Origin of the sequence: Variovorax sp. UC122_21 (assembly GCF_044056785.1) — a bacterium.
In the GTDB taxonomy this organism is placed as follows: Bacteria; Pseudomonadota; Gammaproteobacteria; order Burkholderiales; family Burkholderiaceae_C; genus Variovorax.
Map to the genome: position 1 here is coordinate 1,145,734 of NZ_CP172003.1, position 24,034 is coordinate 1,169,767.

Sequence of the window (24,034 nt, forward strand, 5' to 3'; positions counted from 1 at the left end):
CGTTGGGGGATGCAGTCACTGCGCATACAGCCGTCCCACCTCCGGGTTGGTGCGCAACATGCCTTGCTCGCGCATCATGGCGATCGTGGCGGCCAGCGTTGCGGGGTCACGCGCCGTCACCAGCTGGGGCATGGGAATCTTCGCGGCCACGTCCGGGGGCAGGCCCGTGAACCTGGCGATCTGAACCTTGGTCTGATCCGGATTCGCTTCTGCGAAGGCAATGCCCTTCTTCAAGGCCTCCCGGAACTTCGCAATGACATCGGGATTCGCTTTCGCATAGTCTCGGGTCGAGACGTAGTAGAAGATCGGCATTGGCTGCTCGAAGTTGGACACCATGGAAGTGACCACGTAGCCGGTATTGCTCTCCAGCATGCGTCCCAGCATGGGCTCGGCGGTGATGACCGCATCCACGCTGCCTCCGCGGATCAGGTCCGGGTGCTGCGGAAACCCGCTCTCCACGAAGGTCACCCGCTTGGCGTCGACGCCATTGAGCGCGAGCCACTTGCGAAACCACACATGGAGGATGGCGCCAACGCCAGGCACGCCCACCTTCTTGCCCACGAAATCCTGCGGCTTCTGGATTCCGGAGCCGTTGCGAGCGAAGGCCGCGAAGTTCTTGCTGGTCTTGGCGCCCACGCTGCCTTCGGCAATGACAACAAGATCCAGGCCGCCATCCACCGCCTGCAGGAAAGTCGTGGACGTGATCGTTGCGACCTGTACCGCACCCGACTGGAGCGCCGGCGGCATCGAGGGATTCAGCGGAATGAGCTTGAGCTCCACGGGCAGTCCAGCGTCCTTGAAGTAACCCTCCGAGGAAGCCATGAACGCCCCAGCGATCTCCGCCGTTGCGACATGGCCCAGCACGAGCGGTTTGGGCTGAGCCAGTGCCGGACCTGCCATCAGCGAGGCGGTCAATGCCAGCGCGATCACTTTTGCAAAGATCTTGAATGTCATGGGTGTCTCCTGTTTTTTGAGGGGGCGAGCGTGTAAACCGGATGCGGCAGTCAGAGAAGGTCGGGGTTGGGCAGCAGGATCACCTTTCCTGCACGGCCGGTACGCGCCGCGTGTGCGACGGCGGTCTTGACGTCGTCCATGGGATAAATCGCCTCCACCCGGACGTCGATCACCCCCTGCTCGATCAGCTTCGCAATCACGTCGTACACGGCGTTGCGCTCTTCGACAGACGCGTTCTCGAACCAGTGCGTGAACCAGTAGCCGCGAAGCGCGATGTTGCGGAACACGAGGTCCGATGCGTCGACACGGCAGGATGCGGAAGACAGCAGGCCGTAGGTCACGACAGTTCCGCCGTCCACCAGACAGCGGCCCAGGGCGGCAGTACCCTCACCCGCGACTGCATCGAATGCCAGTCGAATCGGTGCACCACCCACGGCAGCCTGAATGCGTTCAGTCAGATCGGGCCCATCCGCAACCACGGCATCGGCGCCGCTGGCCATCACGGCTTCGATCTGGCTCTCGCTGCGCACGATGCTCACCGTACGCACGCGCATGTGCTTGGCCAGCTTGATGACGTTGTGCGCCACGGCCGAGTTGCCGGCGTTCTGCAGAACCCATTCACCCGGCTCGAGTGCGACGAAGCCCTTGAGCATGTGCCATGCGGTTGCCGGATTCACCGCCATCATGGCGAGTTGGTGGATGTCGGCGGTCTTCGGCAGCGGCCGAAGCCCTGCCGCGGGCGCTGTGACCTGCTGGCACCAGTTGCCGCGGCCCGCGAACAGCGCCAGCACCCGGTCACCGATCCGAAGATGCCGGACATCCTTGCCGAGCTTGCGGACCTGTCCCACCGCCTCGCCGCCAGCCAGGCAAGGCAACGGCGGCGGACGCGCGCCGAACCGGCCCTGGAAGTTGAGAAGGTCGGAAGGATTGATCGGGGCGGCCAGGATGTCGAGAACCACCTCATTCGCACCGGGTTCATCTGGTTCTGGCACGTCGACCAGCGCCACGAGGTCGGGATCTGAGCCGAATCCCAGGATATGTACAGCTTTCATCCGCCGCTCCATCGTGTTCAGGCTTAGGGCCGCCGCGCGCATCAGCGGGCGACGTTCACGATGGTCTTGCCCAGGTTGGCACCCTTGAGCATCCCGATGAAAGCGGCCGGTGCGTTTTCCAGACCGTCTACGGCATGCTCGGCGTAGCGCAGCTTTCCTTGCTTGAGCCAGGCGGAGAGGCGCGCCAGCGCCTCGGCATTGCGAGGGGCCCAGTCACCCACGATGAAACCCTCCATGCGGGCGCGGCTGGTGAGAAAGTAGCGCATGCTGCGCGGCCCCATGTCGGGCTCGGTGAGGTTCGATTGGGAGATCTGGCCGATCACCACCACGCGCGCTTTGAAAGACAGGTGATTGAAGACGGCTTGCGAGATCGCGCCGCCCACGCCATCCAGATAGACGTTCACGCCATTCGGGCAAACGGCAGTGAGCGCGGCTTGAAGATCGCCCACGGTCTTGTAGTTGATCGCGTGATCGAAGCCCAGTTCGTTCACGCAGTAGGCGAGCTTGTCGTCGTCGCCTGCAATGCCGACGACGGTGCATCCGGCGAGCTTCGCGATCTGGCCAGCGATCTGGCCCACCGCGCCCGCCGCACCGGAGATCACCACCACGTCGCCAGGAACAGGTTGAGCGACGTGAAGCAGCGAGAAGTAGGCGGTCAGACCCGGCATGCCAAGCACACCGAGCGCGGTCGATGGAGGAGCCAGCTCGGGGTCGATCTTGCGCAATTGAGAGGCGGCAATCGCTGCGAACTCCTGCCAGCCACCAGGTCCCTCGACGATGTCGCCGGGCGCGAATCCCGGCGCATGGCTTTCGACAACCCGGCCCACCGTGCCGCCCACCACGACCTCACCGATGGCCACAGGGGCCGCGTAGTTTTTGGCGTCGCTGATACGACCGCGCATGTAGGGATCCAGTGAGAGAACCAGCGTCTGGACCAGCACTTGCCCGGCGGACGCGATGGGCATGTCTGCGCTCGTGAGCTCAAAGTTTTCCGGTGCCGGCATGCCAGTGGGGCGGCTCTTGAGGGTGATCTGGCGGTTTCGCGGATGTGACATGGGTTGATGCGGCTGTTCGTACAAAAAGGTTCGGCTGACCCGCTATCCGAGAAGAAGATCAGGAGCCGACACTTTCGATACTATACGGCTAGTATCGAAATTAGCGCAGGGATTACCCTTGGCTGTCCAGGCAAGCTTGCAGCAAGATTGACTGTTCTACTGGAAAGTGAGGGAGCGTTCGCTGTGGCGGCGTTCGCAGCCACCGATGGCAGTCATCTGCCGAGCCGCGAAGAGATTTCTCGGAAAGGCTCAGACCGATGAGAAAAAATTGGAAAAAAAGATCAAATCGCTTGTGCCGACACCGATGGTGTGCAGTGAGCTCAAGTCTTCTCGCGCAAATTGGATGCTCAACCGAACGTAAGTTCGACCACTGTCAAGTGCTGCACCACCAACGGTACCGTTGAACGTGCGGGCTTCCCCGCTCAGTCCCTGCCCGCACCCGTTTCACGTGCGCCCTGGTCGGGGGATGGACGACTGCACAGGCCAGTCACCACGTGAGAAATAGGCTTCGCAACTTGTCCCGCCTGCATGGCGAGTCGTCCTTGACATCGCCAGGCCATCAAGTGCCGAAGGACAAAAGATTGAGATTTTCAATGGGGGTGAGCGCCTCACCCGGGCGCCGTGGACCAAAAGTCCGCCAGCGTGCGGTTGAACAGTTCAGGATCCTCGAGATTGGCCAGGTGGCCGGCCCTATCCAATTCCACCACGCTGGCATGAGGGACTGCGTTCTTGAGCATCTGCAGCGCGGCCGGCGTGACTCGCCGATCGAGCCTGCCGCTGAGCACCAGCGTTCGCACGCCTGACGCGCGCGACAACGCAGGCCTCGCGTCGTCGTTCAGGATGCTCTGAAGCGTTTGCAGATAGTCATCCATCTTCATGGTGGCGATGAGAGCAACCATCTCTGATTTCACCGCAGGCTCCATAGACGCGCAGGCCGTGCCGTCCATGTACATCTGAGCGAATGCGGCTATACCTCTGTCCCGCAGGAACTCACGTGTGGACTCGATGCGGGCTTGAGCCTCCGGGCCAGCCAAAGCGCAGTAGCTGCATGCCAGCACCATGCTGCGGCAAGCGCCGTCCAGGCGGGCGGCCAATTCAGCGGCCATCAGTCCCCCCATCGACAGGCCGACCAGATGGGCCCGCCGAACACCCAATACGTTCATGACCGCCGCAGCGTCGTCCACGCAATTTCCGATCGAAAAGCCGCCCCGGTTGCTGGAGCGCCCGTGGCCTCTGCAATCCATGGCCACCAGGTGGTAACGGTCTCGCAGGGCATCGAACTGTGACGCCCACATGGCGGACGAAAGACCCAGGCTGTGGAAGAAGACGACGCTGGGCAGCTCAGGCGTGCCTTCCACGCGCACATGCAGCCGCTCACCGTTGAGGTCGAAGTCGTGCAGGGTCATGATCGGACGTCCGGATCAGTGGGCGGCACCGGCACGAATCGCAGGCATGGCGCCGGCGAGCATGCTGGCCGCCATCTCAGCGCACATGTCGAAATCCGCGGCCTGCGCTGCACGCAAGTAGCGCTTGACGGTGGCCAACGCCACCGGGTGGCGAGCACCAAGCAGAGCGACGATCTCATCAACACGTCCTGGCAAAGCGGCCTGCTCCACGACTTCGCCGACGATGCCGCCGCGTACCGCTTCGTCGGCGCTCAATGTCGCCAAGCCCAGCACCATGCTGGCGGCGACCTTGGGCTGCACCTTGCGCGCCAGCGCAGACAGCGCCAGTGTCGGCGGCAAGTCCTTGCTCATCTCGGGCAGACTGAAACGCGCGGTCCGCGATGCCACAGCAATGTCGCAGGCAGCAACCAGCGCGCAGCCTAAGCCGTGCGCATCGCCCTGCACCTGTGCCACAGACACGATGTCCAGCATATGCAATGCACGGTAGAGAGCAAGGATCGGTCCGACCAGACGCACACGCAAGTCTTCGGAGGTCGCCTGTCCCGCAGTGGGTGCGCCGCCCTCGGGCGCTCGGCCCACGCAGAACTGATCGCCCTCCGCACAAATACGCAGCACGCGGACCTCTGGTCTTGATCCGGCCTGGGCGATGGCATCCCGCGCCTCCCGTATGTCCGGCAAGGTCAAGGCATTGCCAGTCGCGGCCCGCGACAGCGTAAGGCGGGCCTCGGCGCCGTGGTAGTCAAGGCGGATGGCGGAATGGGTCATTCAGGGTCTCCTGGTTTCCGAAAGCACGAGATCGGCGCCCTTCTCAGCGATCATGAGCGTAGCGGCGTTGGTGTTGCCAGCGATGATGCGCGGCATGATGGATGCGTCGATCACACGCAGGCGAGACGCACCGCGCACGCGCAGATCGAGGTCGACCACGCTGCGCTCGTCTGCGCCCATGCGGCAGGCGCCTACGGGATGGTGCACGGAGTCGCCCTTTAGGCGACAGAATGCCAGCAGGTCTTCGTCGCTTTGCAACTGCGCACCAGGCGCCAGCTCGAATGTTCCGTAGTCCTGCCAGACTGGTTGCTCGAAGAACTTCCTCACCCAGCGCAAGCCGTTGAGCATCAACGCGCGGTCGTACTCGTGGTTCATGTAGTGACCCACGATCGCCGGATGCTGATCCGCGTCTGCGCTCCTAATGTGAATGCTGCCGCGCGAGCGCGGAGCCAGCGCGCACATGATGGCGGTGACGCCTGGCACTTTCGAAAGCCGCCTGGGGTGCTTGGATGGATCGAGCGAGCCGGGTGCAAACAACATCTGCAAGTCAGGGCGGTCCACCGCGTCCGATGATCGAAAAAATCCACCGGCAGGCGCAGCGTTGCTCGCCAACAGACCATTGCGGCGTGTGTAGTAGCGAAGCACCTGGCTTGCAAGGCCCAAACCCGATGCATAGCGATTCAGCGTATCGAGGTTCCTGACGCCCACCACTACGGGCGCCTGGTAGTGGTCCTGCACGTTCTCGCCCACAGAGGGACGGTGCACATGGACGTCGATCCCCAAGGCCTGTAAGCGCGCCCCATCCCCCACACCCGACAGTTCGAGGATCTGGGTACTGCCTACCGTTCCGGCCGAAAGAATGACCTCGCGACGCGCACGGGCAGTGCACACGCGGCCGTCGGCTGCGCGGAACGTGAGTCCGCTCGCCACATTGCCATGCCACGCAATACGCTGAACGACCACGCCGGTAAGCAGGGTGAGCTTGGATCGCTGGCGCGCGCGCTTGAGGTAGGTACGTGCCGCACTCATACGCCGTCCGCCCTCCACCGGTTGGTGGTAGTAGCCAGCCCCCTCCTGGCTTGGTCCGTCGAAGTCGTCGCTAGGCGGAATACCCGCTTGCACCATCGACCGAATGAATACATCGCAAGCGGGATGGCTTGGCGCGCGCGTTACGGGCACTGGCCCCTCGTCGCCATGCAACTCGCTCGGCCCACGCACATGGCGCTCGCTGCGTTTGAAATAAGGCAGCACGCTCTGCCAGTCCCACCCCGTGCAGCCGGCTTCGGCCCAGCCGTCGTAGTCCGCGGAATGTCCCCGCACGTGAACCATGGCGTTGATGCTGCTCGATCCGCCGAGCACGCGCCCCCGCATATAGGTGATCTGCCGTCCCGCGAGGCCCGGCTCAGGGTCCGTGCGGTAGTCCCAGATCACGCGAGGATCGAATGCGACATAGTTAAAACCCGCAGGAACGTGTAGCAACTCCATCGAGTCTTTCGGTCCCGCTTCAAGCAGGAGCACGCTGTGGCGGCCGTCTTCGGTCAGACGGTCGGCTAACACGCAACCGGCCGTCCCGGCCCCTGCAACGATGTAGTCGAATTCCAGTTCGCTCCCGGTCATCAGCGGCCCCTCAGATGACTGCAGTGGATTCATGCAACCAGTCATTCACCACTGTTTCGGTGTGCTCACCGAGTGCAGGGGGGAACGTGGGCGTGGCTTCGCTGGCACCCACGAATTTCAGCGGATTCCCAGCCACGCTTGCCTGAAGCTTGCCGCGCGGGCTGTGATCGGGAGTCTGAAGGTTCAGCACCATGCCACGCGCCTGCGCCTGATCACTGAGCAGCGCCCGATCCAGCGTATTCACAACGCCAGCCGGAATGCCGTCTGCGATGAGCAGCGGCATCCATTCGGCCGCAGTGCGCGCAAGAAAGGCCTTCTCCAGAAGCGGCCAGAGAGCATCCCTGTTTGAAAAGCGTGCGGCATTGGTCACGAAGCGCGGGTCGTGCACGAGCCTTTCCACGTTCAATACTTTGGCGAGAGATCGCCACATCTTCTCGGTGTTGGCCGTCACGACCACGCTCGCGCCGTCGCCTGCGATGAAGCTCCTGTACGTGGGAATGGAGTCATGGCCCGCACCCTGTCGTCCAGGAATCTGCCCGGAGTGCAGGAAGGCTGCCGCTTGATAGCTCAGCATCGCGAGCTGGCAGTCAAGCATAGCCACATCGACCCAGCGGCCCTTGCCGGTGAGGGTGCGCTCATGCAAGGCCGCCAGCAGGCCGATCACGGCGTAAAGGCCCGCCGACAGGTCGCCAAGCGGAATCCCGGCGCGAACAGGCTCGCCATCCGGCTGTCCCGTCATACTCATTCCGCCGAGAGCGCCTGGACCACCATGTCATATGCGGGCCAGTCGCGCCAGGGTCCGTCCTGGCCGAAGCCGGAGATCGAGCACCAGATGAGCCCGGGCTTCTCGAGGACGAGGCCTTCGTAGTCCAAACCCAATCGCGGCAGCACGCCCGGGCGGAAATTCTCCACCACCACGTCAGCACGCATGGCGAGCGAGCGCACAAGCGCGACGCCTTCGGCCGTCTTCATGTCGGCGACGACGCTGCGCTTGTTACGGTTGACGCTCAAGTAGTAGCTGCTATCGCCATCTACGAAGTTCGGCGGGATGGTCCGCGAAAGTTCACCTGTCGGCGGCTCCACCTTGATCACGTCCGCGCCGAGGTCGGCGAGGATCATGGTTCCGTACGGACCTGACAGGAACTGCGTCAGGTCAAGGACACGCACACCTTTCAAGGGCTGCGCAGGCTTGGCATCGATCATGATTTTTCGTCTCTGGTCGTATCTTGGTAGGTGGATGCCGGCCTGGGCCAGATGCCCGGGTAGCCCAGCGTGCGCGACAGCTCGCCGGCGTAGTGCATTGCCAGGCCGGCAAGCCGCGCGCGGTCCTTTTTCTGGAAGCGGGTCTCGGGAACGGTGTAGCCGAGGGTTCCGACAATCTGTTCGCGGCCGTCGAAGACTGGAGAAAACGTGCCGACCGCTCCGGAGATGCGCTGGCCTCGGGTGTGCGAGTAACCCTGGTCGCGTATCTCGATCAGCATGCGCCGGATCGCCGGGTGATCGCGCCGGTTCAGTGGGTCATCGTTCGCCAGCACGCGGTCGACCTTGTCGCTACCCAACCAGGCCAGCGCGGCCAGTCCAGACGAACCCGTCGAAAGCGCGTAGGGCACATTGAGCGGTACGCGGTAGTCGAGCATCTGGCCAGACTCCACGCCGGAGATGAAAACCAGCTTCAAGGCGCGCTGGTCGAGCATGGCCAGATAGCTGGACTCGCCTGCTTCCCGCGCGGCGCCATCGAGAAACGGCCGCGCAACGGCCTGGAGCGGCATGCGATGCGTCACCAGCGATCCGAGGCGGAAGAATTCGAAGCCGGGCCGGAACGTGCGGGTGATGTCATCGCGCTCGACCATGCCCTCTTGCATCAGCAACTCGAGCAAGCGGTGCATCGTCGAGATTGGAAGATTGACCGTGTCAGCCAGCTCTTTCATGGTGGGCTCCTGGCGCGCTTGCGCCACCGCACGCAGGACGAGCACGGTGCGCGCGATCGTGCCGGTCTCACGTTCCGCGCCGCTACCCTGCTTCGCTGCCGACAGCGTGCCGGGGCGGGGAAGCGGTGTCATGCAGCGCTCCCTTCGCTGTAAGCCCCGGCGGCCAGCAGTTGCTCGAAGAGGTCCTGAGGAACTGTCGGCGAGTTTTTGAGCTCCAGACGGAATTCACCGAGGGCGTTCTCGATGGCGCTGATGATCGCCGCCGCAGCCGGAATAGTCCCACCTTCGCCTGCGCCCTTGACACCCAGTGGATTGAGGGGCGAAGGCGTTTCAAGGTGCACGGTGTCCACGCGTGGCACATCCGTCGCCATGGGCATCAGGTACTCGCCGAAGTTGGTGGTGACTGGCTGTGCGTTCTCGTCGTACTGCATCCACTCCAGCGTCGCGTTGCCGATACCATGGGCCACCGCCCCCTGCACCTGCCCATCAACGATAAGGGGATTGATGAGGTTGCCGCAGTCGTGCGCCATCACGTAGTTGATGATCCGCGTCTGGCCGGTGTGCTTGTCGACTTCGAGTTCCACCACCGCCGTGCCGTTGCAGAAGGTGCTTTGCGCGGGCGAGAAATACTGAGTCTCCTCCAGCCCGCCTTTAAGCCCTTCTGGGAACGAGAATCCAGGCATGCCCTGCGCGATGCGCGCCAGTTCGCCGAAGCCCATGCTCCTGGCAGGATCGGCAACCAGATGCACGCGAGCCTCACCCAAAGCAAGCGAGGACACGTCGCACTGCATGATGAATGCTGCCAAGCTCAGCAAGCGTTCCCGCACCTTGCGAGCAGCCAAGTAGACAGAGTTTCCAGCGGTCACGGTGATGCGGCTTGCAAACGTGCCGACACCCATCGAAATGACGCCCGTGTCGGCGGTGATGACGTCCACCCGGTCCATTGGAAGATTGAGCTCTTGCGCGCAGATCTGCATGAAGGTGGTGTGATGGCCCTGTCCCTGCGGCGCGGCTCCGGTCAGCACGCTTACCCGGCCGTTCTGCTGAACGCGCACCGTAGCGCCCTCGAACGGCCCGAGACCTGTGCCTTCAACGTAGTTCGCCACTCCTATGCCTATGTAGCGACCCTCGGCGCGCGCCTGGCGCTGACGCTCGGGAAACCCCGCGTAGTTCGCCCGCGCCAGCGCGGCGGCTTGGGTGGCTGGATAGTCGCCACTGTCATAGCGCATGGGTTTGCCGTCGCGATAGATGAACCCTACGTCATAGGGCATCTGCTCAGGCTGGATGAAGTTGCGTTCGCGGATTTGGGCGCGGTCCATGCCGAGCCGTGCGGCGGCGCGATCCAGGATTCGCTCCATGGCGAACACGGCCTGGGGACGGGCCGCGCCCCTTACAGGCGACGTCCCGCCTTTGTTGGTGAGCACCACCTTGAGATCCACCGACATCGACGGAATGACATAGGGACCGGGAGTCGTGGTCACACCGATCCACGGCATGATGATGCCCCACGGCAGGTAGGCCCCGTTGTCATGCACCATCTCGAGCTTGGCACCGCGAATTCCGCCGTCTGATTCGAGCGCGAGGGAGATCGTCCACCACTGGTCGCGTTCCTGCATCGCGGTGAGAAAGTGTTCGCGCCGGTCTTCGATCCACTTCACCGGCCGGCGCAGGTCCCGCGCCGCGATGCACACCAGGGCCTCTTCGGGATAGAACATCCCCTTTGGCCCAAACCCGCCGCCGACATCGTTCATGATGACGCGCAGCTTTTCGGGATCCGATTCCAACAGGTCCACGAGGACTCGCTTTTCCAGGTGGGGTGCCTGGCCCGACGACCACACCGTGAGCTGACCCGTGCTGGCGTGCGACTCTGCCATGTAGCCGCGTGCTTCCATAGGATGAGCGGAGCCGCGGTTTTGCCAAAAGGTGTCGGTGACCACCACCGGAGCATTTTCGAAAGCGGCGGCAGCATCGCCGTAGGCCATGGTCACGTGCGCTGCAATGTTATCGGGCGCGCCGGCATGGGCCAGCGCCGCACCGGGCTTGAGCGCGTCGATGGCGTTGGCCGAGACTGGAAGTTCTTCGTATTCCACCTCGATGAGCGCGCACGCGTCCTCGGCGAGGTAGCGGTTGTCCGCCACCACAAAAGCCACTGGATCACCGACGGTGAACACTTCCTCATGCGCGAGCAACCGCTGCGCGTGCATCTGGCGAATGGCCGGGTTGGGCACGAGGATCGGGATGCCTCCACGAGCGGACTCGGGCAACTCGGCAAAGGTGTAGACCGCCACCACGCCGGCCATGGTCCTGGCCGCAGAAACGTCGATGCGCAACACCCGGGCGTGCGCGAAGGGGCTGCGCAACACTGCTGCGTGCAGCGTGCCGGGATCTTGAGGTCGTCGACAAAACTGCCCTGGCCTTGCAGCAGCTTCCGATCTTCGGTGCGTTGCACGCGTTTGCCCACGTAGTCGTGGCCGGTGCCGATCTGTTTGGCGTCGGTGATGTCCATCGCAGCCTCCTTCAATTCACTTCTTGGTGGGCCGGCGTGGCCGTTGCGCGCAGGCGGCGCGCCGCCAACTGAGCCGCCTCGACGATCGGTTGGTAGCCCGTGCAGCGGCACAGGTTGCCGGTGAGCGCGTCGCGGATCTGTGCCTCGCTGGGATCCGCGTGGTCGGCGAGCAATTCGGTCAACGTGGCCAGCATGCCGGGCGTGCAGAAGCCGCACTGCAGCGCATGGCACTCATGAAAGGCCTGTTGCAGTACCGAGAGCGTTCCGTCGGGAGCAGAAAGCCCCTCCACGGTGGTGATTTCGTGGCCATCGACCTGCACGGCGAGCGTGAGGCACGATCGCGCGGTTCGCCCGTCGAGCAGCACGGTGCAGGCGCCACAGACGCCATGCTCGCAACCATAGTGCGTGCCGGTCATTCCACAGTCATGGCGTAGGAAATCACCGAGCGTTCGGCGTACTTCCACGCTACGCTCCATGGTCTTGCCGTTGATCTGGCAGCGAATGCTTTTTTCGTTCATGATGTTCCTTCATCTTCGGACGGTTGCATCCGCTCGAAGGCGGTGCGCAGGGCTCTGCTGCTCAGGACACCCGCGAGGTGGCGTCGGTACTCGGCGCTCACGTGCGCGTCGCCCACGGTGTCCTGCGCGCGTGCCGCCGCCGCTACCTCCCCTATCAGCGCTTCGTTGGCCTCGCGCCCCAGGGCACCGGCCTCTACTTCCGAGAGGCGTACGGGTCCGGCGGCAATGCCGCACAAAGCCACCGCCAATCGGGTGATACGTCGGTGGGCATCGCAGGAGGCGAGCACCGCCACGCCGACAATGGCGTAGTCGCCCTGACGGCGCGCGTACTCGGTAAAGGACCAGCCATGTCCACGTGGCCAAAGATCGATGTCGATGCGCGCGAGCACCTCGCCATCCTCAAGGTTGGGTGTCAGATAACCCAATGCCCAGTCGGCCATGGACACGCGCCGCTCGCCGCGCTGGCTGCGCAGCACGAGTTCCGCTCCTTGTGCGGCCAGGAAGCAGGGCTGTTCTGACGCTGGGTCGAGATGGCACAGGCTGCCACCCAGCGTGCCGCGGTTGCGAATCTGCGGATGGCTGACGAGCTCGTAGGCTTCGGGAATCAGAGGTGCAACGCGGCGCACCAGCTCTGATCGCTCGATGTCGCGCTGACGGGTCATCGAGCCGATTTGCAATCTGCCTTTCTGCAGATCGATGCCTTGCAGCTCGCTGACCGTGTTGAGATCGATGACATGGTCGGGCTGCACGAAGCGAAAGTTCATCATTGGCATCAGGGTCTGCCCCCCAGCCAGGAGTTTGGCGTTGTCCAGCGTCGAGGCCAGGTCCATGGCTTCGGCAATCGTGGTCGGCGCGTGGTAGGCGAATGCAGAGGGTTTCATCCGGAATCCTTGAGTGCTTGGTGGGTGGTGCAAGCGAGGGTTCAAGCCTCGAAGACGTGGATGCAACAAGCGCCATGGTCAAAGCCAGCCGTGCCCCCACCTGTGACGTGCGTGAGACCCAGTCGCGCGCCCCGCACCTGCCGCGCGTCGCACCTGCCCTGCAGCTGCCGGACGATCTCCACGATCTGTGCGGTTCCGCTGGCACCTACTGGGTGCCCTTTGGACAACATCCCACCGCTGGGATTGACAACGTTGCGCCCTCCCAGCGATGTGACACCGCCGTGCAGCAAGCGCGGCGCTTCGCCTTGCGGGCAGAGCCCCAACGCTTCGTAGTACAGCAGCTCGGCAATGGTGAAGGCGTCATGGCATTCGAGCACGTCGATGTCCCGCGGATCCAGCGCAATCTCCTCGTAAAGCTCGCCTGCGCAGCGCAGCGTGATCTCTGGAATCGTCATATCGCGAAATCCGCTGAGGTAGCGCCCCGAAGCCAGATGCGAGCCGCGCACCTTCACGGCCGGATGCAGGGCCGAGCGAGCGCCGTCGGCCGGCCCGATGACGACTGCGGCCGCGCCATCGCCTGTGGGACAGCACTGCATGAGGGTCAGCGGGTCGGCGATGGGACGCGAGGCCAGCACTTCCTCGACTGTCGTTGGGGCACGGAACTGCGCATAAGGCGTGAGCGCGCCGTGTCGTCGGGACTTCACCGCCACCATCGCCAAGTCCCGGGCGCTGTGGCCATGGTCATGCAGGTAGCGCTGCGCGCGCATTGCGTACAGCCCGGGCATCACCTGGCCATTCGCCACTTCGATGTCTTCTTCGTCCAGTGGCAGCGTGCCGCCACCGAGGCGCGTGAGTTTCTCGACGCCCACCACCATGGCATAGTCGATCTGACCGCTGCCGACTGCGATGAACGCCTCACGGAACGCCGTTGCGCCAGACGAGCATGCGTTCTCGTTGTTGACGATGGGTATGCCCGTGAGCCCCGTTTCGCGTGCCACGCGCTGGCCTGCCATCATGCCGGACAGGGCTGAGCCGCAGTACATGGCCTCGATGTCGCTGCGTACCAAGCCCGACTCTTTCAGCGCGTCGATGACGGCGGGACGGGCTAGGTGAGGTACCGAGACCGCACGATGCTTGCCGAATGGAATGATGCCGGTGCCCAGCACCGCCACATCACGAAGTTTGGCGTGGCTCATGCCGCGGCTCCTTCCAGGAAATAACGAAAGCCCTCTCCCGCAGCGACCACCTTCAGCACGACAGGCTGGTCCGCACGCCAGTCGGTGGTGGCATCGGCGAGCTTCGCGAGCAGACGCAACCCGTTGGGAAAGTCCGCATAACCGAGCGCGTAGGGCGTCTGCCAGTTGACCGGGGCAGCGTGTACACGCGTAAAGCTGTAAAGCGATGCCTTGCCCACCAGGGGCAGATCCCGCAGCGACTCATGAAGACAGAACGGGCAGATGGTGGAGGCCGGAAATGTGCATTTGCCGCAGGCCATGCATTGGCTGGCGCGCAACGCCAGACCGTGCTCCTGCGTCATTACTTCGGTGGCGGCCAGACGCGCCCCCTCGTTGGGGGCCAGAGTTTCGGAAGGGGGATTCATTGGTTGTCCGTCGATATCGGAGTGGAAAAAGCGGCGTCAGGAGCGGCGGCCTATGAGGCGCGCGAACCAGCCCTTGACGGACGCTGCCAGGGCCCGCCACATCAGGGACCCCGCATCCAGACTTGCGACGGCTGGTGGCGCTGCAGCTGAGGGCAGGGCCAACGATCCGGCCTGCGCAGGACCGTGTGACTCGGGTTCGGTCTTGGGTATCTCGCCAATGCTTTGCTGCAGATTGGCGGCGAACTGGTCCATCAATTGGCGCGACAAGGCCTCGATCATTCCGGCGCCGCGGCCGAACTGAGCCACCGCGCCCGAAAGATCAACCGAGGAAATGATCTCGGCGCGAGTGCCGGCACCCTCCGGCTGGAGACGCATGTTCACATCGGCTTTCGCGCCGCCACGTCCCTTGGTATCTGAACCCTGCGCTTTCACGACCACGCGGCTGGACGCCGCGTCGACATCATCGAGGTGAAACTTGCCCGCGAAGCTGAAGTTCATAGGTCCGAGCTTGACGCCGAAGCTGGCGCGCCAACTGCCGTCGTCGTTGCGCCCAAGCAGCTGCGCCCCCGGGAAACAAGGGGCAGCTCGCTCAATGTCCGTCAGGATCGTCCAGGCAGTGGCGGGCGGTGCGGCGATCACGAAGGAGGACTGGATGGTCAATGCCATGTACAGCTCACTTCTTCGCCACGTCTTCGAAGACGAAGTCCTTCGTCATCGGCGAGGTGTAGTTGCTCTCCAGGCTTTCCAGACCGAAGGGCTTGTTGCGATTGATCCTGAAGACCGAGCCGGCCATGGCCGGTGCACGGCCTGCAATGGGTCCGTAGGTGTAGTTCCCTGAAAGACCGAGGTTGTCCACCATACCGAGCTGCGTGAGTGCCCTCATCACGCCTTCACGGGAAAGGTCGTTGTTGGCCACCGCCTTTTCCAGCAATGCTGTCATGGCGCGCGCCTGGTTGTAGCCCACCACGGCCCAGAGATCCGGCTTCTGATCGGGCCGGAAACGCTTGAGGTCATCGAGCATCGGTGCCACGCCCGGCACGCCGGTGCTGGCCCATTCCACGCCTTCTCCCGCGATCAACACATTCTTCTCAAGGTAGTCGATCGCCGGAGTGCCCAGCAGCGAACCGTGCCACGACGGCCACTGGCCCACCCACTGCGGAGCGTAGCTTGCGCGCGCTGAACTTCCCACGATGTTGACGAGCTGGGCCGGCACCGTGGTGACGAGAACGACTTCACATCGTGCGTTCTTCATCTGATTGATCTGACCGGTGAAGTCGCGATCCTGAGGCCCGAAATACGTGGTCTCGACAACCTTCTTGCCGCTCTTCTCGAGCGCGAACTTCCAGCCCTTGAGGCCCGCCAGGCCGTACGGGTCATCGCGCACCATGGCGCAAAAGTTGGCGTCCTTTTTGTTGCCCTTTCGCAGCAGGTAATCCACCGAGTTGATGGCCATCAACTCATACGTGGATCCGATAGGCAGCAGATTTGGGTCCCTGATCATGAAGCCCTCGAACCCGCCCGGCGCCACCACGAACTTGTCGCGGCGAAGCTCGGGCAGGATGGCTTTGGTGGTGTGCGTGCCAAACACCGATGCGGTCACCACCTCGCCTTTTTGCTTGGCGTAACGCTGCACCGCCTGACTCTCGGTGTTCTGATGATCCTCTGTCAGAACCTTCACCTTGTACTTCCGCGCGATGCCACCATTCGCATTCACGCCATCGAACCACACTTGCATCCCCGTGAGCACAGGTTGCCCGAGTACCGCCACGGGCCCGGTGAGAGGGCCGATGTAGCCAACGCTGATGGTCTGGCCGTCGAAGCCCGGGGCGGGCTTGGGATCGGCGAGGGCGGGGCCGCACAGCAGCGCGAAAACCGGCACGGCCGTCGCGGCGAGGCGGCAGGCAAATGCTTTGGTCATGAATGTCTCCAGTGATTTGATAGAAGGAAGGCCGAAGTCAACTGCCACGTACGCGTTGCTCGAGGCGGCGCCAGAGGCCGCCTAACAGCGCGGACAGGCCACGGGGCGCGACCGTCAGGAATATGACGATGAGCACACCGAAGAGAACCTGGATCAGGGCGAAGACTGAGATCAACCCGCCGTCACCCGGCATTTGCGACACGATGCGCCCGGTGTTGGGTATCACCCCGAGGATGGCCTGCGTGGCGTGCGGCAGACTGATGATCACGGCCGCGCCAACGATGGAGCCAAGCACGCTGCCCACACCTCCGACGATGATCATGGCGAGGTATTGGATGGAGAGCACCAAGGTCCATTCCGCAGGACTTGCGAAGCCTACGTAGGCGCCGTAAAGCCCGCCGCTGAACGCGGCCAGCATGCTCGACATGGCAAACGCGGCCACCTTGTAGCGTGGGATGTCGATACCCAGCACCTCGGCCGTGAGGTCGCGATCGCGGATGGCTTGCAGCGCGCGTCCAGGCCTTGACCGCAAGATGTTCACCAAACCCAGCCCGACCACCGCCACCATTGGCCAGACAACCCACGCGAAGCGCCTGTCCTTCAGCGTCGGATCGCCCATGTCCCAACCCAGGATCGCCAGCGTCGGCGTGATCGCACGACCGCCCACTCCGCCAGTCACCGATGACCAATTGTTGAAGATGTGCAGACCGATGAAGACCAGCGCGATGGTTACCATCACGAGATAGTTGCCGCGAAGGCGCAGCGCGAAAGGTCCCGTGGCCGCGCCCACGGCACCGCCCAGGAGCGCGCAGGCGGCCAGCCAGACCGGCAGCGGCAAGCCCCAATCCCCGCCGACCACGGCTGCGCAGTAGGCACCCATGCCGATGAAAAATGGATGGCCCAGCGACACCTGCCCGCATTGCCGGAGAGAAGGTTCAAGCCCATTGCGGCGATGGCGGCGATGCCGATGTACACATACAACTTCAGAAGAAAGCCGGTCAGCACCAGAGGTAGCGCGAACCAAGCCACCAGCAGCCCGATCATCAAGAGCCAGCGCAGCGGATGACCCAGCAGATCGAGTCGATGCACGATGGCCGCCCGATGGATCGCACGAGTGGAGTCGGTCCAATCAACCCAAGAGCGCGAAGAAGGAGGGGTGGTGCTCATGTCAGCCTCTGCGCACGCTGCGCGTTCCAAGCAGCCCATACGGCCGCACCAACAGAATGGCGATCAGCACGATGTAGGGCATGACCAGGTGAAAGTTCTTGCCTAGCCATGGCGCGTACACCGGGACGTAGTACGCGGTGAGCACCTCGGCGATGCCGATCAGAACGCCTCCAAGCACAGCACCGGCCGGACTCTCCAGGCCACCGACGATCACAGCGGGAATGGCGGCCAGCGCGATCAGCGACAGCTCGGGGCTCACCACGCGAGCCCCACCCCCCAGGAAGATGCCGGCGACGCCGGCGACCGCGCCAGCAAGGCACCAGGCCGTGTTGAAGACCGTGTTGGGCGAAATGCCCTGGGCCATGGCCGCTTCGCGATCGATCGCCGTGGCCCGCATGGCGATCCCAAGACGGGAAAAGCGGAAGAAAAGATACAGCGCGACGACGATCGCCACTGCAAGCAGCACCGCCCAGAGGTCGATGGTGAACACTGATAGTGGGCCGATCGAGGTCATCGAGATACCCCAGGGATCGCCCATCGTGAGCACGTCGTAGCCCCAGATTGCCGGCGGAATCTGCTCGAGCACGATGAGCACCGCCCACGTCAGCATGATCAGGGTGAAGTGCGGCTTTCCAGCCATCCGCGACAGCACGAGGGTCTGCACCAGTATCCCAACCCCGCCGGTGGCGAACGCTCCTAACAGCAAGGCCAGCCCGAAATGAAGGCCCCATCCACCCACCGCATGGTGTGCCAGGTAGGCGCCAAACATGAGCAGGCCGCCGGTCGTGAAGTTCAGCACGCCGGTGGCCTTGTAGACGATGACGAAGCCGATGGCGATGAGCGCGTACATCGTCCCCCTGCGCGAAGCCCGCGAAGAGAATTTGAAAAAAATCAATCATGCTGTGCGTCCCGATCGGTCATTGATGCGCCGCCGCACCGAGGTAAGCCTCGATCACGCGCGGGTCGTTGCGCACGGTGTCCGGGTCGCCGAACTGAATCACTCGACCAAACTCGAGCACCATCACGCGATCGGCCAGATCCATCACGAACCCGACGTCGTGCTCGACGAGCACGATCGTGGTTCCCGGCACCTGACGCACCTGATGGATCGTCAGCGCCATGTGGTCGCGCTCTTCACGGTTCATGCCAGCCACTGGCTCATCCATCAGCAACACGCTCGGCTCCATGGCGAGCGCGCGGCCGAGCTCCACGAGCTTGCGCGTGCCGTAAGGCAGAAGACCGACGGGACGCCCGCAAGCCTCACGCAGCTTGAGCAGGTCGACCAATTCGTCCACGCGTTCGCGGTGAGCGATTTCCTCGTCGCGGGCCTTCCCACGCCATAGCGCCGCCGAGAGAAAGCCGGTCTTCATCAAGGGATGCCGGCCCAGCATCAAGTTGGTTTCCACATCCGCGTTGTCGAACAGGCCCAGGTTCTGGAACGTTCGCCCCAAGCCCAGGCTTACGCCATAGGACGTGGGGCGACCCACCAATTCATGACCGTTCAACCGGATGCTCCCCCTCTGCGGGGCATAGATGGACGAGAGGCAGTTGAAGAGAGACGACTTGCCGGCGCCATTGGGTCCGATGATGGCCAGCAGCTCCGAAGCCTTCACGTCGAAGCTCACGTCGGCCAGCGCCTGCACGCCACCGAACGCCAATGACAGACCTTGCACATCGAGCACGCGCTGTGCAGCCTCGAGCCCGCTCATGCAACGCCCCCAGCTGCGACCGCATCGGCCACCCGAAAGCTGCGGCGCCCCTGGCCCGACATGCCAAGGTAGATCTCACGCACGCGAGGGTCGCTTTGCAAGACGCCGGCCGTTCCACTCACAGCCACCCGACCATTCTCAAGCACCAAGGCGTGGTGGCACAGATCAAGTGCCACACTGGCATTCTGCTCAACCAGAAGCACACTGACGCCGCTCTGGTTGATGCGCAGCAGGATCTCTGAGATCTGCGCCACGATCTTCGGTGCCACGCCAAGCGATGGCTCGTCGAGCAAGAGAAGGCGCGGTGCGGCCATGAGCGCACGACCAATCGCCAGCATCTGCTGCTCGCCGCCGGAGAGATAACCGGCGATGGCATCGAGGCGCTGCTTCAGAATTGGGAAGTAGTCGAGCACGCGATCCAGCGTGTCTTTTGAGTTCGGCACGCCTGGCGCCGACGCGCGGACGGGTGTGAGCACCCGCCATGAGATTCTCGGCCACGGTCATCTCACCGAAGATCCGGCGGCCTTCCATGACTTGCGCCAGACCTTGTCGCACGCGCCCGGCGGCATTCAGTCGTTCCATCGCGTGGCCATCGAAGCGAAGGCTGCCGGATTCGACCTGACCATGGTGCACGGGAAGCAGCCCGGAGACGGCACGCAGCACCGTGGTCTTGCCCGCGCCATTGGGTCCGAGAATGGCGACGATCTCACCGGCCGCGAGGGAGTACGAAACGTCCGTCAGCGCGCGCGAGCCGCTGCCATAGCGCACGCTGAGATCGCACACCTCCAACAGTGGCGGCGCCTTGGAGCTACCGGTTTGCATGTCCGACTCAACCAATGGTGAATGGATCGCGCGTGGCGCCCGACAACTCGATCCAGACCGTTTTGGTCTCGAGGAAATCGAGCATGCCTTCGCGCCCGTTTTCTCGGCCTATCCCGCTGTGGCCAAATCCGCCGAAAGGGGCGAATGGCGCGGCCACGCGGTAGGCATTGATCCATACGGTTCCCGCGCGCAACTTGGCGGCCATGCGGTGGGCCAGGCGCACATCGGTGGTCCATATGCCCGCTGCCAGCCCGTAGTCGGTGCCGTTGGCCAACGCCACCGCCTCGTCCTCCGTGTCAAAAGGCATCACGGCTAGCACGGGACCAAAAACTTCCTCCTGCGCAATGCGCATGTCCTGTGTGACGTCCGTGAGCACCGTGGGCCGCACGAAGAAGCCTCCTGCTTCGCCGGCGACCCCGCCACAAGCGACTTTCGCGCCCTGCGATTTCGCCGTCTCCACCATCGAGAGAATCTTCTGGTGCTGGGCGGCCGTGGCCGCCGGCCCCATCTCGGTTGCCGGATCCATCGGGTCGCCCAAGCGGATGGTGGCGGCGCGCGCCACCAGCGCATCGACGATCGCCTGTTGCACGCTGCGATGCACGATGAGCCGCGAGCCAGCCATGCAGCTTTGGCCCGTGGCCGCGAAGACTCCGCTCATGATGCCGTTGACCGTGGCAGGTATCTCGCAATCGCCAAAGACCACCTGCGCCGATTTGCCTCCCAGCTCGAGCGTGATTCGTTTGAAGCCACTCGCCACCGACTGGGCGATCGCAGCACCCACTCCATCGGAGCCGGTAAACGCCACCTTGTTCACGCGAGGGTCGGTTACCAGCGCGCGGCCGACCTCGGCACCGCCGGTCACCACGTTGAACACACCGGGTGGAACGCCCGCCTCTTCCACCAGCCTGGCGAACACCAATGTGGAGACCGGTGTGTATTCCGATGGCTTCACGACAAAAGTGCAACCCGCCGCCAGGGCAGGTGCCAATTTCCACACCATCAGCAGACCCGGCGAATTCCAGGGTGTGATGGCAGCGACCACTCCCACCGGCTCTCGTCGCGTGAATGCCATAAAGTTCGGCCGGTCGCTGGGCAGGACATCGCCCCATGGCTGTACGGCCTGCCCCGCATGGAAATAGAACCACTCGGGGATGTAGCGCCATTGCGCCAGCATTTCCTTGTAGAGCTTGCCGTTGTCCCGGCTCTCCAGCAACGCCATCTTCTCGGCATCGCGTGCCACCAGATCGCCCAGCTTGCGCAACAAGCCCGCGCGTTGCTGCGGTGTGGTAGCAGGCCAAGCACCGCGGGCAAAGGCATCAGCCGCGGCCCCCACAGCAGCGGCGACGTCCTTCGGGGAAGCATCTGGCACTCGGGCCCAGGGCTGCTGGGTATATGGATTCAGGCTTTCGATCCAGCCGCCGGTACCCGGCGTGGCCTGACCGTTGATCCACATGTCGAAGGTCTCAAGCATGGTGTCTCTTTCGTTTTTTGCATTCCGATCAACGGAAGCGACTACTGATTAACAGAATTAGAAGTCGCGGCCACGCCTGCAAATGAGAGGCGAAACCCGGAAGTCGATTCCGTTAAACGGAAGTTGCCGATGCTGCGACATGGAGAGACTCGCATCACGAATTCATGACGCGCGTCGCCTCATTCGTCCTGCTCATTGCTAAAAATTCAATGAGTCAATGGCTCGGGAAGACAACTTCCATGCCAGGCAGCCTCGGGCTGCCGGCAGCAATTGAGCGGCCCCAGCTTCGGGAGAGGAATCGTGTCCGGTGCTTGCGCGCTCGGCAGTGCCTCGCGCTACGTTGGCCGTGCGCTCCGGCGGCCAACCACAAGGCGAGCGCGGCAAACCGCATTGCGCGGCACATGCAACTGCTTGTTGCCGCGCCCGATCCGTGCTTCAGGAAACTGAAGCAGTCTTCCCGGCCCAAAGGTCAACAGGACCGAGCCGATCAGCACCTTGTGTAGCAAGCATCCAGCCCGGATATTCGAGCGGCAGTTCGCTGACCGCGTCGAGTTGGCGGATCTCCTCCTCGCTGAGCGTTAGCGTGGTGGCTGCAATGTTGTCCTCGAGCTGGCTGAGCCGCTTGGCGCCAACCAGAACAGAGGTCACCACCGCTTTGGACAGGAGCCAAGCCAAGGCGACTCTCGCCACACTGCACCCGTGCGCAGCCGCGATCGGGCGCAGCGTGTCAATCACCCTCCATGCACGCTCTTTGTCCACGACGGGAAAGTCGAACTCGGCGCGTCGGGAATCCTCTGGCGACTGCTCGTCGCGGCTGAACTTCCCGGACAGAAGGCCACCTGCGAGTGGACTCCAGACGAGCAGGCCCATTTTTTCCTCCGCGAGAAGCGGAGCGAGCTCGCGCTCTAGATCTCGGCCGGCCAGTGAGTAGTAGGCCTGAAGCGTATTGAAACGCGAAAGATGAAGGCGGGCCGAGATTCCAAGCGCAGTTGCGATGCGCCAGGCTTGCCAGTTCGAGACGCCCAGGTAGCGAACCTTGCCTTGTCGCACCAGATCGTCCAACGCGCGCAGCGTCTCCTCGATGGGTGTGAGGCTGTCGCTTGCGTGAATCTGGTAAAGATCGATGTAGTCCGTTTGCAGCCGTTTAAGGCTACCTTCCACAGCGTCCATGATGTGGCCGCGAGAAGCGCCAACATCGTTTCGGCCCTTGCCGACGCGGCTGTACACTTTGGTCGCAAGCACATAGTCCTTGCGCGCGATGCCAAGATTCCTGAATGCTTGTCCCAACGTGCGCTCGCTCTCACCTGCAGAGTACACATCGGCGGTGTCGAAGAAATTGATGCCCGATTCATAGCTCGCTTTGACGAGCTCATCTGCACCTTCTTGGCCCACGTTCCCGATGTGCTTATAGACGCCGCTCCCATCGCTGAAAGTCATGGTTCCAAGGCAAAGCTGCGAGACGAGCAACCCAGTGTTTCCAAGAGTTCGATACTTCATGATGAATTTGAAGAAGTTTTGCGTTGTGTGAAGGCAAGGAAATGCCAGCGCTGGGCCAGTGTCGACCTGCTCGATCAAGACGAGAAGAGCCAAAGATGCAATATCGTTTTCTGTTTTTGCAGCGTCGATCGGGCATAGCGGGTAGGGGCCTGGTTCACCCTTAACGCTGTTCAAGAGCTCTAACAAATCACAAGAAATCGCATGGACTGGAACGACCTGAAGTACTTTCTGGCTGTATCCCGCACCGGCAGCCTCACACAGGCCGCGCTCGAGCTCGCGGTGAGTCAATCCACTGTGAGTCGGCGCATCGGAGAGTTGGAGTCAAGTCTCGGCTTCAGCGTTTTCGTGCGCCATCAGACAGGCTATTTGCTCACGGATGGAGGGCTTGAGATACTGAAGCACGCTAAGCAGGTCGAAGACGAGGTTCTTGCGTTGGAGCGCAACGCAGCTGGCCTCGATGGATCTCCTACAGGAACGGTTCGCATCGCGACATCGGAAAACTTTGCCACTGACCTTGTCATCCCCGCCATGCCTGCGCTTCGCAAGCGGTATCCGGGCATCTGCCTGGAGATCATCACCGGGACTGCGACTACTGCGCTCGGTCGCCGAGAGGCAGACATCGCATTGCGTGTAACCAGGCCGAGCAGGGGAAATCTCAAGGTCAGACGTGTGGGCCACATGACCTATTCCGTCTATGCGACCCGCAGCTACCTCGAAGAGAACCCGCCTGTTGAGGGTCTGCCGCTAGCAGGTCGTCAATTTGTGACTTGGGATGCCGGCCACGCGCACTTGCCTGCCGCTGTCTGGCTCGCACGCGAGCACCCAGGCTGCAAGATTGCGCTGGTCACGAACAACTTGCCGTCGCAGATCGCGGCAGTTCGCGCAGGATTAGGATTGGCTGTCATTCCGGATTTTCTCGCCGCGCGGGAAGGTTTTGTTCAGGTCATACCCGCAGAGCAACTGTTCAGCAACGATGTTTGGTTGGTCATCCATGCCGATCTCGCCGATTCGCTGAAAGTGCGCGCAGTCAGCGACTTTCTGGCCGAAGAGGTTGTCAATCGAGACCCAACCCTTTCGACGTATGAATGAATGAACGCCTACCGGACGAGCTTGCTGCGTGTAACGCCGTCTTCCGACCGAGCTCGCGATGCGCTGTCGCGGTGGCTGC

At 63.1% G+C, this 24,034-nt stretch carries 21 protein-coding genes and 2 pseudogenes; 1 reads left to right on the top strand and 22 read right to left on the bottom strand.

Annotated features, from left to right (window positions below):
- Positions 1-15: 15 nt before the first annotated feature.
- From ACHMXE_RS05840 to ACHMXE_RS05945, 22 genes and pseudogenes are all read right to left on the bottom strand, one after another.
- Complete coding sequence (locus ACHMXE_RS05840; protein WP_057598484.1) at positions 16-954, bottom strand: ABC transporter substrate-binding protein; 939 nt, start codon at positions 952-954, stop codon at positions 16-18.
- A gap of 50 nt (positions 955-1,004) precedes the next feature.
- Positions 1,005-2,048 carry a zinc-dependent alcohol dehydrogenase family protein gene (locus ACHMXE_RS05845; RefSeq protein WP_203208314.1) on the bottom strand — a complete coding sequence of 348 codons (1,044 nt, stop codon included), beginning with the start codon at positions 2,046-2,048 and terminating at the stop codon, positions 1,005-1,007.
- Positions 2,048-3,061 (bottom strand): NADP-dependent oxidoreductase, encoded by a 1,014-nt coding sequence (locus ACHMXE_RS05850; protein ID WP_395347259.1) that lies wholly within the window; start codon positions 3,059-3,061, stop codon positions 2,048-2,050. Before ACHMXE_RS05850 ends, ACHMXE_RS05845 begins: the two co-directional genes overlap by 1 nt.
- A 608-nt stretch (positions 3,062-3,669) precedes the next feature.
- Positions 3,670-4,467, bottom strand: a complete 798-nt coding sequence (locus ACHMXE_RS05855; RefSeq protein ID WP_395347260.1) for an alpha/beta fold hydrolase — start codon at positions 4,465-4,467, stop codon at positions 3,670-3,672.
- Between the two features lie 15 nt (positions 4,468-4,482).
- A complete protein-coding gene (locus ACHMXE_RS05860; RefSeq protein WP_395347261.1) occupies positions 4,483-5,232 on the bottom strand; it encodes an enoyl-CoA hydratase/isomerase family protein in 750 nt (249 codons plus the stop codon).
- Entirely contained in the window at positions 5,233-6,882 is a 1,650-nt protein-coding gene (locus ACHMXE_RS05865; RefSeq protein ID WP_395347263.1) for a GMC family oxidoreductase, read from the bottom strand.
- Positions 6,860-8,052: pseudogene (locus ACHMXE_RS05870) on the bottom strand (CaiB/BaiF CoA transferase family protein). Before ACHMXE_RS05870 ends, ACHMXE_RS05865 begins: the two are co-directional and overlap by 23 nt.
- Positions 8,049-8,909, bottom strand: coding sequence for an IclR family transcriptional regulator (locus tag ACHMXE_RS05875; protein WP_209547289.1), 861 nt, complete (start codon positions 8,907-8,909; stop codon positions 8,049-8,051). The pseudogene ACHMXE_RS05870 and the gene ACHMXE_RS05875 overlap by 4 nt, the downstream one beginning before the upstream one ends.
- On the bottom strand, positions 8,906-11,140 hold the full coding sequence (locus tag ACHMXE_RS05880; protein WP_395347264.1) for a molybdopterin cofactor-binding domain-containing protein: 2,235 nt from the start codon (positions 11,138-11,140) through the stop codon (positions 8,906-8,908). The genes ACHMXE_RS05875 and ACHMXE_RS05880 overlap by 4 nt, the downstream gene beginning before the upstream one ends.
- Positions 11,141-11,294: 154 nt before the next feature.
- Positions 11,295-11,801 (bottom strand): (2Fe-2S)-binding protein, encoded by a 507-nt coding sequence (locus ACHMXE_RS05885; RefSeq protein ID WP_395347265.1) that lies wholly within the window; start codon positions 11,799-11,801, stop codon positions 11,295-11,297.
- Positions 11,798-12,682: an FAD binding domain-containing protein gene (locus ACHMXE_RS05890; RefSeq protein WP_395347266.1), complete on the bottom strand. Its 885-nt coding sequence runs from the start codon at positions 12,680-12,682 to the stop codon at positions 11,798-11,800. The genes ACHMXE_RS05885 and ACHMXE_RS05890 overlap by 4 nt, the downstream gene beginning before the upstream one ends.
- A 41-nt stretch (positions 12,683-12,723) precedes the next feature.
- Entirely contained in the window at positions 12,724-13,878 is a 1,155-nt protein-coding gene (locus ACHMXE_RS05895; RefSeq protein ID WP_203208304.1) for a thiolase family protein, read from the bottom strand.
- On the bottom strand, positions 13,875-14,282 hold the full coding sequence (locus ACHMXE_RS05900) for a Zn-ribbon domain-containing OB-fold protein (RefSeq protein WP_395347268.1): 408 nt from the start codon (positions 14,280-14,282) through the stop codon (positions 13,875-13,877). The genes ACHMXE_RS05895 and ACHMXE_RS05900 overlap by 4 nt, the downstream gene beginning before the upstream one ends.
- A gap of 36 nt (positions 14,283-14,318) precedes the next feature.
- On the bottom strand, positions 14,319-14,948 hold the full coding sequence (locus tag ACHMXE_RS05905) for an SRPBCC family protein (RefSeq protein ID WP_395347269.1): 630 nt from the start codon (positions 14,946-14,948) through the stop codon (positions 14,319-14,321).
- Positions 14,949-14,955: 7 nt separating this feature from the next.
- Positions 14,956-16,200, bottom strand: a complete 1,245-nt coding sequence (locus ACHMXE_RS05910) for an ABC transporter substrate-binding protein (protein WP_203208301.1) — start codon at positions 16,198-16,200, stop codon at positions 14,956-14,958.
- A 37-nt stretch (positions 16,201-16,237) separates the two neighbouring features.
- Entirely contained in the window at positions 16,238-17,080 is an 843-nt protein-coding gene (locus ACHMXE_RS05915) for a branched-chain amino acid ABC transporter permease (protein WP_395347443.1), read from the bottom strand.
- Positions 17,081-17,368: 288 nt separating this feature from the next.
- Positions 17,369-18,217, bottom strand: a complete 849-nt coding sequence (locus tag ACHMXE_RS05920) for a branched-chain amino acid ABC transporter permease (RefSeq protein WP_395347270.1) — start codon at positions 18,215-18,217, stop codon at positions 17,369-17,371.
- Between the two features lie 67 nt (positions 18,218-18,284).
- Positions 18,285-19,076 carry an ABC transporter ATP-binding protein gene (locus ACHMXE_RS05925; RefSeq protein ID WP_395347271.1) on the bottom strand — a complete coding sequence of 264 codons (792 nt, stop codon included), beginning with the start codon at positions 19,074-19,076 and terminating at the stop codon, positions 18,285-18,287.
- On the bottom strand, positions 19,073-19,489 hold the full coding sequence (locus ACHMXE_RS05930) for an ABC transporter ATP-binding protein (RefSeq protein ID WP_395347272.1): 417 nt from the start codon (positions 19,487-19,489) through the stop codon (positions 19,073-19,075). Before ACHMXE_RS05930 ends, ACHMXE_RS05925 begins: the two co-directional genes overlap by 4 nt.
- Positions 19,490-19,571: 82 nt before the next feature.
- Positions 19,572-19,898: pseudogene (locus tag ACHMXE_RS05935) on the bottom strand (ATP-binding cassette domain-containing protein); the annotation flags it as partial.
- A 7-nt stretch (positions 19,899-19,905) separates the two neighbouring features.
- Positions 19,906-21,369, bottom strand: a complete 1,464-nt coding sequence (locus ACHMXE_RS05940) for an aldehyde dehydrogenase (protein ID WP_395347273.1) — start codon at positions 21,367-21,369, stop codon at positions 19,906-19,908.
- 435 nt (positions 21,370-21,804) lie between these two features.
- On the bottom strand, positions 21,805-22,866 hold the full coding sequence (locus tag ACHMXE_RS05945) for an aldo/keto reductase (protein WP_395347444.1): 1,062 nt from the start codon (positions 22,864-22,866) through the stop codon (positions 21,805-21,807).
- A 201-nt stretch (positions 22,867-23,067) separates the two neighbouring features.
- Between ACHMXE_RS05945 and ACHMXE_RS05950 the strand changes: the two genes are divergently transcribed.
- Positions 23,068-23,955 (top strand): LysR family transcriptional regulator, encoded by an 888-nt coding sequence (locus ACHMXE_RS05950; protein WP_203208295.1) that lies wholly within the window; start codon positions 23,068-23,070, stop codon positions 23,953-23,955.
- The last annotated feature ends 79 nt before the right edge of the window (positions 23,956-24,034 follow it).